13 protein-coding genes and 1 riboswitch are annotated in these 13,066 nt (G+C 64.3%); of the genes, 8 read left to right on the top strand and 5 right to left on the bottom strand.

What is annotated here, in order from left to right; translation table 11 throughout:
- The 3 genes from V6767_RS09670 to V6767_RS09660 form a co-directional block, all read right to left on the bottom strand.
- On the bottom strand, positions 1-204 hold the full coding sequence (locus V6767_RS09670) for a hypothetical protein (RefSeq protein WP_448473288.1): 204 nt from the start codon (positions 202-204) through the stop codon (positions 1-3).
- Between the two features lie 155 nt (positions 205-359).
- The gene (locus tag V6767_RS09665) at positions 360-1,301 is read right to left on the bottom strand and encodes an ABC transporter substrate-binding protein (RefSeq protein WP_448473287.1); all 942 of its coding nucleotides are present in this window, start codon (positions 1,299-1,301) and stop codon (positions 360-362) included.
- A gap of 30 nt (positions 1,302-1,331) precedes the next feature.
- Positions 1,332-2,087 (bottom strand): ABC transporter permease, encoded by a 756-nt coding sequence (locus tag V6767_RS09660; RefSeq protein WP_448473286.1) that lies wholly within the window; start codon positions 2,085-2,087, stop codon positions 1,332-1,334.
- Positions 2,088-2,153: 66 nt separating this feature from the next.
- Positions 2,154-2,255: riboswitch (TPP riboswitch) on the bottom strand.
- Positions 2,256-2,468: 213 nt separating this feature from the next.
- Here V6767_RS09660 and V6767_RS09655 point away from each other — a divergent pair.
- On the top strand, positions 2,469-3,797 hold the full coding sequence (locus V6767_RS09655; protein WP_448473285.1) for a sugar porter family MFS transporter: 1,329 nt from the start codon (positions 2,469-2,471) through the stop codon (positions 3,795-3,797).
- Positions 3,798-3,899: 102 nt separating this feature from the next.
- Here V6767_RS09655 and V6767_RS09650 read toward each other — a convergent pair whose 3' ends face one another.
- Positions 3,900-4,958 (bottom strand): lysine-2,3-aminomutase-like protein, encoded by a 1,059-nt coding sequence (locus V6767_RS09650; protein WP_448473284.1) that lies wholly within the window; start codon positions 4,956-4,958, stop codon positions 3,900-3,902.
- Positions 4,959-5,162: 204 nt separating this feature from the next.
- On the opposite strand from V6767_RS09650, the gene ehuR reads away from it, so the two are divergent.
- Genes ehuR through V6767_RS09635 form a run of 3 tightly spaced genes read left to right on the top strand, consistent with a single transcriptional unit; the run spans position 5,163 to position 7,900 of the window.
- Entirely contained in the window at positions 5,163-6,551 is a 1,389-nt protein-coding gene (gene ehuR, locus V6767_RS09645) for a MocR-like ectoine utilization transcription factor EhuR (protein WP_448473283.1), read from the top strand.
- Positions 6,552-6,555: 4 nt separating this feature from the next.
- Complete coding sequence (gene fdhD / locus V6767_RS09640; RefSeq protein ID WP_448473282.1) at positions 6,556-7,368, top strand: formate dehydrogenase accessory sulfurtransferase FdhD; 813 nt, start codon at positions 6,556-6,558, stop codon at positions 7,366-7,368.
- Positions 7,358-7,900, top strand: a complete 543-nt coding sequence (locus tag V6767_RS09635) for a nucleotidyltransferase family protein (protein WP_448473281.1) — start codon at positions 7,358-7,360, stop codon at positions 7,898-7,900. The genes fdhD and V6767_RS09635 overlap by 11 nt, the downstream gene beginning before the upstream one ends.
- 90 nt (positions 7,901-7,990) lie before the next feature.
- Here the strand turns inward: V6767_RS09635 and V6767_RS09630 are convergent, their stop codons facing one another.
- Positions 7,991-8,548, bottom strand: coding sequence for a GcrA family cell cycle regulator (locus tag V6767_RS09630; protein ID WP_448473280.1), 558 nt, complete (start codon positions 8,546-8,548; stop codon positions 7,991-7,993).
- A gap of 381 nt (positions 8,549-8,929) precedes the next feature.
- On the opposite strand from V6767_RS09630, the gene V6767_RS09625 reads away from it, so the two are divergent.
- The 4 genes from V6767_RS09625 (at position 8,930) to V6767_RS09610 (ending at position 12,968) form a co-directional block, all read left to right on the top strand.
- Positions 8,930-10,111 carry an acetylornithine transaminase gene (locus tag V6767_RS09625; protein ID WP_448473279.1) on the top strand — a complete coding sequence of 394 codons (1,182 nt, stop codon included), beginning with the start codon at positions 8,930-8,932 and terminating at the stop codon, positions 10,109-10,111.
- A 41-nt stretch (positions 10,112-10,152) separates the two neighbouring features.
- Positions 10,153-11,073: an ornithine carbamoyltransferase gene (gene argF, locus V6767_RS09620; RefSeq protein WP_448473278.1), complete on the top strand. Its 921-nt coding sequence runs from the start codon at positions 10,153-10,155 to the stop codon at positions 11,071-11,073.
- 31 nt (positions 11,074-11,104) lie between these two features.
- A complete protein-coding gene (locus tag V6767_RS09615; RefSeq protein ID WP_448473277.1) occupies positions 11,105-12,094 on the top strand; it encodes an Hsp33 family molecular chaperone in 990 nt (329 codons plus the stop codon).
- A gap of 166 nt (positions 12,095-12,260) precedes the next feature.
- Complete coding sequence (locus V6767_RS09610; protein WP_448473276.1) at positions 12,261-12,968, top strand: TetR/AcrR family transcriptional regulator; 708 nt, start codon at positions 12,261-12,263, stop codon at positions 12,966-12,968.
- Positions 12,969-13,066 lie beyond the last annotated feature (98 nt).

Raw genomic sequence — 13,066 nt, 5'->3', positions numbered from 1 at the left:
TCAGAAATGCATGACGTGGCGCAGCACGCGGTAGAGCAGATGCAGTGCAAGCAGCGCGGCGCCGGCGGCCAGGACGAGGTGGGAGAGCGGGCTCAGCAGGCTGCCCTCGATGGTGCCCGCGACGTCGGGATATTGATAAAGCAAGATGCGGATGGTGAGGCCCGCAAGCCCGACCACCACCAGCACAAGGCCGGCAAGTTTCATGATCCGATCTCCTGTCGTGAAGGAATAGAGATCGGTCTTTGGATGGCGGTATCGCCGCAATTGTCGTCACAAAAGACCGAAACAGCGAGGCGGCATGCGCGCCGCCTCTTTCAATTCTTTATAAAGTGCTTTTGTGGCGATTTAAGGCCGGTCTGTTATTCCTGCGACAGTGAGACCGAGATTGTATCAACCGGCGGCGCTTCAGAGATCAGTCCGTTTTCCGCCATGAACGCGCCGAAACGCTCGTACCGTTCGGCATCGGAGGCGGCGGGGCGCTTGGCGAAGCGGACGACGGATTCGGCGAAGGCCTGACGGTTTAGCTCGTCGTCGAGATCGGGATAGGCCTTTGCAAAGCTCTCCCATGCTTCCTCAGGATGGTTGACGATGAAGACTGTCGCCTTTTCCACAGCCTCGAGGAAGCGCGGCAGGCGGTCATCGTCAAGCATGTCGCTGCGGGTCACGTAGATCAGCTCGTCATAGACCGGCACGCCATGCTCTTCCGGAAAGAAGGCCTTGCCCTCGTGGCCGGCGATCCGCATCTGCGGCAGTTCGATATTGCGGAATGAGCCGATGGTCGCGTCGACCTGTCCGGACAGCAGCGACTGGGTCAGCGCGAAATTGACGTTGATGAGGGTTATGTCGTCCTTGGTGAGGCCCGCGTTCTCCAGCATCGTGGCCACCACCGCATCCTCGATGCCGGCCACCGAAAAACCGATCTTCTTGCCCTTCAGGTCGGCGACGGATTTGATCGGTCCGTCTTTCAGCACCGTCAGCGTGTTGAGCGGGGTTGAGACCAGCGTGCCGAAACGGACGATATCGATGCCGGCCTCGTGGTCGAGATAGAGATTGGGCTGGTAGTGAATGCCGATATCGACCTTTCCGGTCGCCACCATGCGCGGCACCATCGACGGGTCGGACGGCGGCACCAGTTCCACATCGAGCCCCTCATCGGCGAAATAGCCGTTCTCCTGGGCTACCACCAGCGGTCCGTGATCGGGGTTCACATACCATTCGAGGATCACGTCGAGTTTGTCGGCGGCGCTCGCCAGCCCGGGGGCCAGGGCAAGAGCGGCGGCGAATGCGAGTTTCTTTAGCATGTCATTCTCCTGTTTATCTGAGCCGGTCGCTCAATCCTCGTGCGACCAGCGGGTGAAGAAGGGAGCGGCGAGATCCACCGCCTTTCGAAACAGCACGGCCTCGAGTGCCAGGATCAGCATGGCGGCGAACACGGTGTCACTCTGCATGCGGGCATTGGCCTGGACCATGAGAAAGCCGAGTCCGCCGGCTGAGCCCACCCATTCGCCCACCACCGCGCCGAGCGGCGCGAGGGGCGCGGCGATCCTGAGGCCGGAAAACAGATGCGGCATCGCCAGCGGCAGACGGATATGGCGCAGCATCTCGAAATGATCCGCGCCATCGAGCAGGCCTGCGGCCACGATCTCCGGATCGGTGCGTCTCAGCCCGTCGGCAAAACTGGAGGCGACGGGGAAGAACACGATGATCGTCGTCATCACCACCTTGGAGGCGATGCCGAAGCCGAACCACAGAACCAGCATCGGCGCGATCACGAAGACGGGAAAGGATTGCAGCACCACCAGAACGGGCCAGATGAAACGGCCGATGCGGGGAAAGGCGGCAATGAAAATCGCCGCCGCCGCGCCGAAGACCGCGCCCATGGCAAAGCCCGCCAGGATTTCCCTGAGCGTCACCAGCGCCTCTTCAAGCAGCATGGCGTGGGCGGTCTGGAACTTCGCCAGCACGGCAAGCGGCGGCGGCAGGATATAGCGCGGCAGGTCGCCGAGATCGATGATCGCCTGCCAAAGCAAAAGCAGTGCAAAGGTGATCGTCAGGAAGGTGAGAACAGCCGAAAGGGTACGCTTCAATCCCGCTCTCCCCGGCAGTACCGGGCAGCGGAGGCGTCAATAGAGGCTGATTTTCTGGGCGTGTCGCTCAAGACCAAACTCCGTTCCTACGCCGGCATAACCCGGATCAGGTTCAAGGGTTCGGCCTTCGGCCATCTCAGTGTCACGGACACACCCCTCGGATGCCCCCTCTATGCCGCGCGCCGGCGCGCCGGTCAAGGGCCCGCCGGCGAAGTCGGGAACGCCGCTAATATAAACGCTAAGGTCCGAAAGGATTTGACAACGGATGCCGTTTTGACTTTCAACTTTTGGTATAAGGCCGTTTGCGGTTTGCAGCGACGGTTCATAAACGGGGTCATAAGAGGGGAAGGCGGCAACCGCCGCCCAAGCGGAGGAAAACCCATGCTCATCGCCATCGTCATTGTGGCAGCGCTGTTCGGCATGCTCTTCGGTTTCGACCAGGGCGTGATTTCCGGCGCCCTGCCGTTCATCAAGCAGGATTTCACGGTTTCGCCCTTCATGGAGGGCGTCATCACCTCGGCCGTGCCGCTCGGCGCGGTGGCGGGCACCGTGCTGGCCATGGTCACCACCGATCGCTACGGGCGTAAGCCGATGCTGATACTGGGCGCGCTGATATTCCTGGTCGGCTCGCTGATTTCCGCGCTCGCCTTCAACCAGTATGTGCTGACGCTCGCCCGCCTGTTGATCGGCGTCGGCATCGGCGCCTCGGCGATGACCGCGCCGATGTTTCTGGCGGAAGTCGCGCCGGCGCGCATTCGCGGCACCATCGTCTCGGCTTTCCAGTTGATGATCACTATCGGCATCATGGTGTCCTACATGTCGGATGCGGCCTTTGGCGGTTCGGGCGACTGGCGCTGGATGATCGGCGTCGGCGTGTTCCCGTCGATCGTGGCGCTGATCGGCATCCTGCTGTCGCCGGAAACGCCGCGCTGGCTGACGCTCAACGCCAATGCCGACAAGGCGCGCGATATCATCGCGAAGCTGCAGCCGGAATCCTCGCCCGCCGAGGTTGACGAGATCATCGCCGAGATCAAGGAAAGCGCAAAGGACGAGGAGGCGACGCCTGCTTGGAGCACGTTCCTGAAGCGCGGCATCCTGCCGGTGACGAGCTTCGCCATGATCGTGTTCGTGCTGCAGCAGCTTTCCGGCATCAACGCGATCATCTATTACGCCCCGGAAATCTTCAAGAATGCCGGCTTTTCCGGCACAACGACCGATCTTCTGGCCACCGTCGGCATCGGCGTCGTCAATGTCGCGCTGACCGTCGTCGCGATGTATCTGGTGGAAAGCATGGGCCGTCGCAAGCTGTTGATCCTCGGCTTCATCGGAACCGCGGCGTCGATGGCGCTGGTGACCGTGGCGACGATGATGGATGTCGCGGCAACCCCCTATCTTGCCATGATCGGCATTTTCGCCTTCATCGCCTTCTTCGCCGTCAGTCTCGGCCCGTTGCCCTGGCTCTATATGGCGGAGCTGTTTCCGCTGCGGCTCAGGTCGCGCGGCATGGCGCTCGCCTCGGTCGCCAACTGGTTCTTCAACTTCCTGGTGGCGCTGGTGTTTCCGGATCTGCTGGCGGGCATCGGCATCGTCGGAACCTTCGGGATATTCACCTTTTTCTGCGTCGTCGGCATCGTCTACGCGATCGCCGCAGCACCCGAGACCAAGGGCATCACGCTGGAGGAAATCGAGGCGCGCACCGTCGGCGCGTGAGGGCGGCAGCGCCACCCCTCCAAAGGAAGCGATCCTCGCCCTGGCCTTCGCTGAGGGCGAGGCGAAACGGAGGTGACGCACCCGGCATGGCCAGACTGGCGCTTACCGCCAGTCGGAATAGGAATGTTTTCCGCCCCGGTAATCCGTGACCTCGTATTCGCTCTCTCCGGTTTGCTCCAGATAGGAAGGGCCGATCGGCGCCTTGCCTTGGCCGCCCGGAATATCGAGCACATAGGTCGGCAGGCAGAGCCCCGAGATACTGCCCTGCAGCGCCCGCATCAGCGCCTGGCCGCGCGCGATCGGCACGGCGAAATGGGCAACGCCCTTGGCCTTGTCGAGATGGTGCAGGTAATACGGCTTGACCCGGTTGGCGAGCAGCGTCCTGAACAGGGTCGCCAGCGTTTCGGCGTCGTCATTGATGCTCTTCAGCAGGACGGTCTGGGCGAACAGCGGAATGCCGCCATCAGCAAGGCGGGCGAGAACGGTCTTCACCGCCTCGGTCAGCTCGCGCGGATGATTGACGTGGATGACGATATTGACCGTCTTGCGGGCCTGCTTCAGCGCCGCGACAAGGTCGTCGGTGATGCGCTCCGGCGTGACCAGAGGGGCGCGGGTGTGGATGCGGATCACGGCGACATGGTCGATTTCGCCAAGCGCCTTCATCAGTTCGGAAAGCCGGCGGTCGGACAGAACCAGCGGATCGCCGCCCGACAGGATCACCTCCCAGATGTCGTCATGCGTGCGGATATAGTCGAGCGCCGCGGCAAGCTCGTCCCGGTCAAGCGCGGCCTCCGGCTCACCCACGGTTTCACGGCGGAAGCAGAAGCGGCAATAGACCTGGCAGGCATGGGTCGGCTTCAAGAGCACCCGGTCGGGGTAGCGGTGGGTGACGCCCTTTGCCCGCTCGAACGCCCCGTCGCCGATCGGGTCCTCCATCTCGTCGTCATAGGCTTCAAGCTCGCGGCGATCCGGCACGAACTGGCGCGCCAGCGGATCGTCGGCGGCCACCGTGTCGATCGCCGACAGGATATGGGCCGGAATGCGGATGCGGAAATCCTCGGCAACCCGCGCGATATCGCCCGCCGCTTCCGCTGGCACGAGCCCGCGCGCCACCAGCGCATCGGTGTCGGTTATCGCGGTTTTCGCTTTGCTCTCGGACATGGTCGCCCCGTCGCCGGTTTCGTTCGGGGCGTTCTAGACGGTTTGCAGCGCCAAGCAAAGCCGGTCCGGTCCGCCGCGCTCTTTTCCGAAACCTGACTGTCGTTTCGAAAGCGTTAGGCATTTCACGGCTTTGGCATTGCGTTTCCGCAATCCGCTTTCAGCCGTGCGCTTGTCATTCTCCCGGATTTGCCCCACCATCCGGAGATGACAAAATGGCGCCCGAATCCCCGGCTGATCAAGCGGCCGGCCTATCTCTCCATCGCCGAACAGATCGCGGCTGCCGTGCGCAACGGCCTACTCATCGACGGCATGCGGTTGCCGCCGCAGCGCGAGATGGCGGCCGATCTCAAGGTCTCGGTGCAGACCGTCAGCCGCGCCTATGAGGAGCTGACGCGGCGCGGCATGGTGGTCGGCGAGGTCGGGCGCGGGTCCTACATCAAGGCCGAGCCGGTGGCGCCCGAGCGGCCCTACCTCACTGAGGGCGGCAGCGGCGTCATTGACCTTTCGATCCTGAAGCCGGTGTGCGAGAGCCGCAGCCTTGCCAAGTTCCGTGCAGCCTTTGCCGATCTCGGCGCGACCATGCCGCCGGAACTGGCGTTTTCGATGATGCCTAACGCGCTGTTCCAGCGCTACCGCATGGCCGGCGTCAACTGGCTGGCCGCCTGCGGGCTGAAGGCCCCCGCCCACGGCATCACGGTCACCAACGGCTCCAGCGATGCGATGACGGCGGCGTTCATGAGCGTGGTGCCGGCCGGCGGCGCGCTCGCGGTCGAGGCGCTGACCCACCCGATGGTGCGCCCGCTCGCCGGCTATCTGGGCATCGATCTCGAGGGCGTGGAGGTGGATGGCGAGGGCATTGTGCCGGCCGCGCTCGAGGCGGTTGCCGGCCGCAAGCGGCTGAGGGCGATCTTCCTTCAGCCATCGGCCGCCGGGCCGCAGGCGCTGGTGATGAGCGCGCCGCGCCGCCGCGCGATCGCGGCGATTGCCCGCAGGCTCGACCTTGCCATCATCGAAAACGATGTGCTGGGGCCGCTCGTCGAAAACCGCCCGCCGCCGGTCGCCGCCTTCGCGCCAGAGCGCACGGTCTACATGACCGACCTGTCGAAGAACACGATTCCCGGCTTGCGCTGCGGCTTCGTGGCCGCGCCGGATCGCTTTGCAGCCGCCGTTTCCAACCGTTATCTCGCGGCCAACTGGGTTGCGACGCCGGTGATGGCGGAGATCGCCAGCCGCTGGATACTCGATGGAACCGCGATCGAGCTCGTCAACTGGCAGCGCCAGGCGCTGATGCGTCGGCGCGCGATCGCGGAAAAAGCGCTCACCGGCATCGCCTGCCGGATGACGCCCGGCGCGCTGCATGTCTGGATACCGCTGCCGGAGGGCCTCACCGAGGCGGCGATGGTTGAGCGCGCGAAAAGCCGGGGCGTGGCTGTCGCGGCCGGGTCGAGCTTCCATGTGGGCCGCGCCGCCGCGCCGCCGGCGATCCGGGTGGCGCTCGCCGCCTCGAGCGAGCTTGAACTCGCCTCGTCGCTGGCGCTGGTCGCGGCGATCCTCAAGGGCGAACGGCAACTGCCCAAACCGGTGATGGTGTAAGGCGATGGCCGGAGCCCCCCTGAAGCCCCTGTTTACCCATGGAAGTCGGGACAACGCGGCCGACCGACCCCTTGCCGAAGAGATGGCCGTGGCGATGAGCTATGGCGGCTCGACCCATGCGGTGATGATGGCAACGCCGGATGATCTCGTCGATTTCGCCTATGGTTTCAGTCTGACGGAAGGCATCGTCAGCGATCCTCGGGAGATCGAGACGGTTGATATCGTTGCCTTCGACAAGGGCATCGATGTGCAGATCACGCTGCGGGCGGATCGCTCCGAGGCGCTGGCCGCCCGCCGCCGCTCCATGGCGGGTCCCGTCGGCTGCGGGCTTTGCGGGCTGGAGAGCATAGAGGCCGCGGTGCGGGCCGTGCCGAATGTCGCCGCCCCGGACTTCCGCCTGCGGGCGGGCGAGGTGAATGCCGCCGTGGAGGCGCTGTCGCGCGCGCAACCGCTGTTTGCCGCCACCCGCGCGGTGCATGGCGCGGGCTTCTATCGTCCGGGCGAGGGCATGCTGACGGTGCGGGAAGATGTCGGCCGCCACAACGCGCTCGACAAGCTGATCGGCGCCCTGGCGCGCGAGGACATTGATGCAGGCGCGGGCGCGATTGTCGTCAGCAGCCGGCTTTCGGTGGAAATGGTGCAGAAGGCGGCGATCGCCGGCAGTCCGGTGCTGATCGCGATCTCCGCGCCGACGGCGCTCGCCGTCGAGACGGCGGAAGCCGCGGGCCTGACGCTGATCGCCACGGCGCGCGGCGATGGCTTCAGCGTCTACAGCCGTGCCGAGCGGGTTATCGCAGCGGGGCCGGATGCAGACTGAATTAGCAGAGGTCATGGAGGCGGTATCGGAAAGCCCGCTTATCAGGCCGCTTCTTGAGAACTGGCGCCTGATCGATCTTCCGGATTGCTGGCTGGTCGCTGGCGCCCTGGCGCAGACGGTCTGGAACCGCCGGTTCGGGATGGACCCGGCGCACGGCATCGCCGATATCGATATCGTCTATTTCGACCCCACCGACCTGTCGGAGCGGGCGGAAGCCCGCCATGCCGCCCGTATCCGCGCGGCGTTTTCCGCTCTGCCGGCCTGGATCGACGTCAAGAACCAGGCCCGGGTGCACCTCTGGTACGGCGACCGCTTCGGCTTCGACATCGAAGCATATGAAAGCGTCTCGGAGGCGATCACGACCTTTCCGACCACGGCCACCGCCCTGGGCATCAGACCGACGGGCGACGGCTTCGCATGCGATGCGCCCTTCGGTCTCGCCGATCTCCTCAACGCCGTCGTGCGCCCGAACAAGACGCAGGTATCCCGCGAAGCCTATGAGAACAAGGTCGAGCGCTGGAAGACGCTGTAGCCGGACCTGACGGTGATCGGCTGGGACGGGTGAGGGCGTAACAAAAAAAGCGCCCGAAGGCGCTTTTCACGGAGGAGGTCTGCTGCGGGCTTACCCCGCCCGGCGGCGGTCGCTGACGGGTTGGTAGGCGAGCTTGGCGTGGTAGCTGCAATAGGGGGAATTCTCCTTCGCATCGCAGCCGCAGAAATAGAAATCGTCCTGGGTCGGGTCGCCGACCGGCCATTTGCAGGTCATTTCGGTGAGCTCGGTGAGCGCCACCTTCTTCATGATCGGCACGACATTGTCGGGGGTCGAGCGCGGGCGCGCGGTCGGAGCGATATCGGCCTCGACCTCCTGCTTGAGCGCGGTGGCGCCGGCGGTGCGCGGCGCGGATGGCGTGCTCTGCGGCGGAGCGGCCGGGCGGCGGCCGGCAACGCGCGAGGCGAAGTTCGGCGCGCGCGGCGGTGCGGTGTTGCGCGCGGTTGCCCGGGGCGCGGCCTGTGCCGGCGCGCCGCCGCTCTTGGCGCGGCCGGGCAGCGAAAGGCGATGCACCTTGCCGATCACGGCATTGCGGCTGACGCCGCCGAGTTGGGTCGCGATCTGGCTGGCGCTCAGGCCCTCCGACCAGAGTTGTTTGAGTTTTTCGACGCGTTCGTCTGTCCAGCTCATATGTCGTCTCCGGCTATTGCGGGCGGAATCCGGCGTCGTGCTCCGAAACATGTCCGAAACAGGAAAAACTCGCCAATCCGGGTAATCAGATCCGCCGCTTGCAGTACTCTGTTGGCTCGTAAGGTAGGCCTATGGTCGGGGCGTGGCAAGGTTATGGGGAATCGCGCGAATCGTTTTTCTCGGTTTTCCCCAACTTGGTGATTTTTGTGCTGGCGGGGGCGAAAACGGCGGCGGATTCGCCCAAACGCCTTGCCGCCACCGCGTTTGTTGACATTGGAGGCGGACATGACAATATAAGGCCTGCCGCCGCCTCAAGGCGGCATTTTTAATTTCTGCGGGCGTTGAAAATCGCCCATGTCATCTTGTCGGAGTTTTACCGCCATGTCCGGTGCATCGCCTCTTTATAATACGTTCGCCAGAATACCGCTCACTTTCGAGCGCGGCGAAGGCGTTTGGCTGATCACGGACAAGGGCGAGCGATATCTCGACTTTGCCGCCGGCGTTGCGGTCAATTCGCTTGGTCATGCGCACCCGCATCTGGTCGCGGCGCTGAAGGACCAGGCCGAAAAGCTGTGGCATGTCTCGAACCTCTATCAGGTTGCCGGCCAGGAAAAGCTGGCCGAGCGCCTGACGGCGGCGACATTCGCCGACAAGGCGTTCTTCTCCAATTCCGGCGCGGAGGCGCTGGAGACGGCGATCAAGACCGCGCGGCGCTATCATTATGCCAAGGGCCATCCGGAGAAGATCGACATCATCACCTTCGAGGGCGCGTTCCATGGGCGGACGCTGGCAACGATCGCGGCCGGCGGCCAGGCGAAATACATGGAAGGCTTCGGGCCGAAGGCGCCGGGCTTCGTCCAGATTCCGGCCGGCGATATCGATCTGCTGAAGGAAACGATTTCCGAGACCACCGCCGCGCTTATGATCGAGCCGATCCAGGGCGAGGGCGGGGTGCGCACCGTCGACAAGGCCTTCCTTCAGGCCATGCGCGCGCTCTGCGAGGAACACGGCCTGCTGTTGATCTTCGACGAAGTGCAGACCGGCGTTGGGCGCACCGGTACGCTGTTTGCCTATGAGCAGACCGGCGTCGCGCCCGATATCATGGCGATCGCCAAGGGCATTGGCGGCGGGTTTCCCGTTGCTGCCTGCCTTGCCACGGAAGAGGCCGCATCCGGCATGGTGCCGGGCGTGCATGGCACCACATTCGGCGGCAATCCGCTGGCCATGGCCGTCGGCAATGCCGTGCTCGACGTGGTGCTGGAAGAGGGCTTCCTGGAGCATGTCAGGGAGGTGGGGCTGGTGTTCAAGCAGGGACTGGCCGAACTAAAGGACCGCTATCCGGGCGTGATCGGCGAAATCCGCGGCGAAGGCCTGATGCTGGGCATCAAGGCGGTCGTGCCCGCCGGCGAGCTGGCAGCGGCCATGCGCGAGGAGAAGCTGCTCTCCGTTCCCGCCGGCGACAATGTCATCCGGCTTCTGCCGCCCTTGACGGTAACGGCCGAGGAAGCGCGCGAAGGCCTTGCCCGACTGGGCCGCGCCGCCGAGAAGCTTTCCGCCGCCTGAGCGCGCGCAAAACGAAGTTCTATCTGTGAAAGAGTAGTTCCATGTCCAATCCGAGGCATTTTCTCGATCTCTCCGCCGTTTCGAAATCCGCGTTGCGCGGCATTCTCGATGACGCGGCGAGCCGAAAGACCGCCCAGAAGGCAGGCACCGCGGACAAGCCTCTGGCCGGCAAGGTGCTGGCGATGATCTTCGAAAAGCCGTCGACGCGCACCCGCGTTTCCTTCGATGTCGGCATGCGTCAGCTCGGCGGCGATACGCTGGTGCTGTCCGGCAAGGACATGCAGCTCGGCCGCGCCGAGACGATCGGCGATACGGCCAAGGTGCTGTCGCGCTATGTCGACGCGATCATGATCCGCACCACCGATCACGACCGGCTGTTGGAGCTTGCCGAAACCGCCACCGTGCCGGTGATCAACGGGCTGACGGATGCGACCCATCCCTGCCAGATCATGGCCGATCTGCAGACCTTCGAGGAGCATAATGGTCCCGTGGCCGGCAAGACCATCGCCTGGACCGGCGACGGGAACAATGTGCTGCACTCCTTCCTTGAGGGCGCCGGGCGGTTTTCCTACCGGATGAACATCGCCGTGCCGAAAGGCTCGGAACCGGAGATGCGGTTTGTGGACTGGGCGCGCGCGGAAGGGGCGGAGGTCAACTTCTTCGATACCGCCGCCGAAGCTGTCGCGGGCGCCGATTGCGTGGTCACCGATACCTGGGTTTCGATGAACCAGGAGCACAAGGCGCGCGGCCACAATGTGTTCCAGCCTTATCAGGTCAATGCGGACCTGATGAAAAAGGCGAATGGCAACGCCATATTCATGCACTGCCTGCCCGCCCATCGCGGCGAGGAGGTGACTGACGAGGTGATGGACGGTCCGCAATCGGTCGTCTTTGACGAGGCCGAGAACCGGCTTCATGCCCAGAAATCCGTTCTGGCCTGGTGCCTCGGCGTCTTCGACTGAAGCGCCGCCTTGCCAGGCAAGGAGATGAACAATGCAAAATCTTGAAACGCAACTCGGCGAACTCGGTTTCGCCGGTGATGACATGGTTGTGCCCTTCCAGGTGGATGCGCTCGATGTGCGCGGCCGCACGGTCCAGCTCGGCCCGCTGCTGGACACCATGCTGGCGCGTCACGCCTATCCCGAGCCCGTCGCCCGGCTGCTGGCCGAAGCGGTGGTGCTGACGGCGCTGATCGGCACCTCGCTGAAATTCGAGGGCAAGTTCACCGTGCAGACAAAGGGCGACGGCCCGGTCGACCTTCTGGTCGCCGATTTCTCGACGCCGGATGCGCTGCGCGGCTATGCCCGCTTCGATCAGGACGCGCTCGATGCCGCGATCGCGGCGGGAAAGACCGAGCCGGAAGCGCTGCTTGGCCGCGGCGTGCTGGCCTTCACCATCGATCAGGGCGGCTTCATGCAACCCTATCAGGGGATCGTGGAGCTCGACGGGCGTTCGCTCGAGGAAATCGCCATGGCCTATTTCCGCCAGTCGGAGCAGATTCCGACGGCGGTGCGTCTCGGCGTCGCGAAGCTGTTCTCGCGCGACGAGGACGGCCAGCCGCGCGAAAGCTGGCGGGCCGGCGGGCTGGTGGCCCAGTTTCTGCCGCAGGAGCCGGAGCGCATGCGCCAGCCGGACCTTCACGGCGGCGACGGCGATGACGGCGTGCTGTCGCACGATCCGGACGATGCCTGGTCGGAAGCCCGCGCCATGGTGGAAACCATCGATCTCGACGAGATGACCGACCCCGAAGTCGGCGCCGAACGGCTGCTCTACCGGCTGTTTCACGAACGCGGCGTCACGGTCTATCCCGCGCACGGCGTCTATGACCGCTGCTCGTGCTCGCGCGAGAAAATCCGCGACGTGCTCGGCGCCTTCACGGCCGAGGAAATTGCGGAAAGCACCGAGGACGGCAAGATCACCGTGACCTGCGAATTCTGCTCGACGGCGTATGAATATGCGCCGGAGGAGTTCGGCCAGGATTGACCCATCGAACCGCTCAGTTCAATTAACCATTGAATTGAGCGGCCCCGCATCGTATGCGTAAATGTGTTCCGCACAGGTCAATATAAAAACCCGGCGTGTCGCCGGACTGCCGGAGCATTCAGGGCTGACGGCGCGGTTTGCGATCGCGCCGGCGAGTGAGGCGAATTTGGGATTTGGAAAAGCCAGGGGCGGCTTCTGTCGACCGAAGGATGAGACGGATCGCTGCGTATTCCGCGGCATCGGCCGGCATGCTGCCGGCGAGGACCCGGCCAAGCGCGCGCAGATACTGGAAGGCGCGCGCCAGGTGTTCATGAATGTCGGCTTCGATGCCGCCAGCATGAACGACATCACCCGCGCCGCCGGCGTTTCCAAGGGCACGATCTACGTCTATTTCGAAAACAAGGGTGAGCTGTTCCAGACCATCATCCTGGAGGCCAAGCAGCGCATCTTCGAGGATCTGCGCCAGACTCTTGCCGAGGATGATGCGGTTGAAAACGTGCTGACGCGATTTGGCGCGCAGCTTGCCACCGGCCTGACCTGCGAGGAAACCATCAGGGCGATGCGGATCGCCATCGGCGTTGCCGAGCGCTTTCCGGAACTGGTGCGCACCTTCTTCGGCGATCACCCCGACAACCTGATCGAAACCCTCACCGCCTTTGTGGCAGCGCGCTGCGAGACGGGCGAACTGGTCGCCGACGAACCGCGCGTCGCCGCCCAGCAGCTTCTGGACCTGTGTACCGGTCATATGTGGAAAATGCGGCTGTTCGGGCTGATGGAAGGGCCGCCGCCGCCCGCCGATATCCAGCTTATGGCCGAACGCGGCGTCCGCACTTTCATGAACAGCTATGGCGCAGAGGCCGCGCGGCGGTCGTAATTCTGCCGGATCGCCTCGGAGGCGGATGCCGCCTGAAGGCCCTTAGAGCATCGGGCGATTAGTCTGCAACGCATGCTGTTGATTTGAAGTAGTTCCAG

It is taken from the genome of Martelella sp. FLE1502 (genome assembly GCF_053484255.1).
This window is presented reverse-complemented; position numbering and strand designations above follow the sequence as displayed.

Coding starts and splice junctions, on each gene's coding strand:
- V6767_RS09665 (WP_448473287.1), bottom strand. CDS start 1,301: ATGCTAAAGAAACTCGCATTCGCCGCCGCTCTTGCCCTGGCCCCCGGG.
- ehuR (WP_448473283.1), top strand. CDS start 5,163: ATGACAAAATGGCGCCCGAATCCCCGGCTGATCAAGCGGCCGGCCTAT.
- argF (WP_448473278.1), top strand. CDS start 10,153: ATGTCCAATCCGAGGCATTTTCTCGATCTCTCCGCCGTTTCGAAATCC.
- V6767_RS09655 (WP_448473285.1), top strand. CDS start 2,469: ATGCTCATCGCCATCGTCATTGTGGCAGCGCTGTTCGGCATGCTCTTC.
- V6767_RS09625 (WP_448473279.1), top strand. CDS start 8,930: ATGTCCGGTGCATCGCCTCTTTATAATACGTTCGCCAGAATACCGCTC.
- V6767_RS09635 (WP_448473281.1), top strand. CDS start 7,358: ATGCAGACTGAATTAGCAGAGGTCATGGAGGCGGTATCGGAAAGCCCG.
- V6767_RS09630 (WP_448473280.1), bottom strand. CDS start 8,548: ATGAGCTGGACAGACGAACGCGTCGAAAAACTCAAACAACTCTGGTCG.
- V6767_RS09615 (WP_448473277.1), top strand. CDS start 11,105: ATGCAAAATCTTGAAACGCAACTCGGCGAACTCGGTTTCGCCGGTGAT.
- fdhD (WP_448473282.1), top strand. CDS start 6,556: ATGGCCGGAGCCCCCCTGAAGCCCCTGTTTACCCATGGAAGTCGGGAC.
- V6767_RS09670 (WP_448473288.1), bottom strand. CDS start 204: ATGAAACTTGCCGGCCTTGTGCTGGTGGTGGTCGGGCTTGCGGGCCTC.
- V6767_RS09650 (WP_448473284.1), bottom strand. CDS start 4,958: ATGTCCGAGAGCAAAGCGAAAACCGCGATAACCGACACCGATGCGCTG.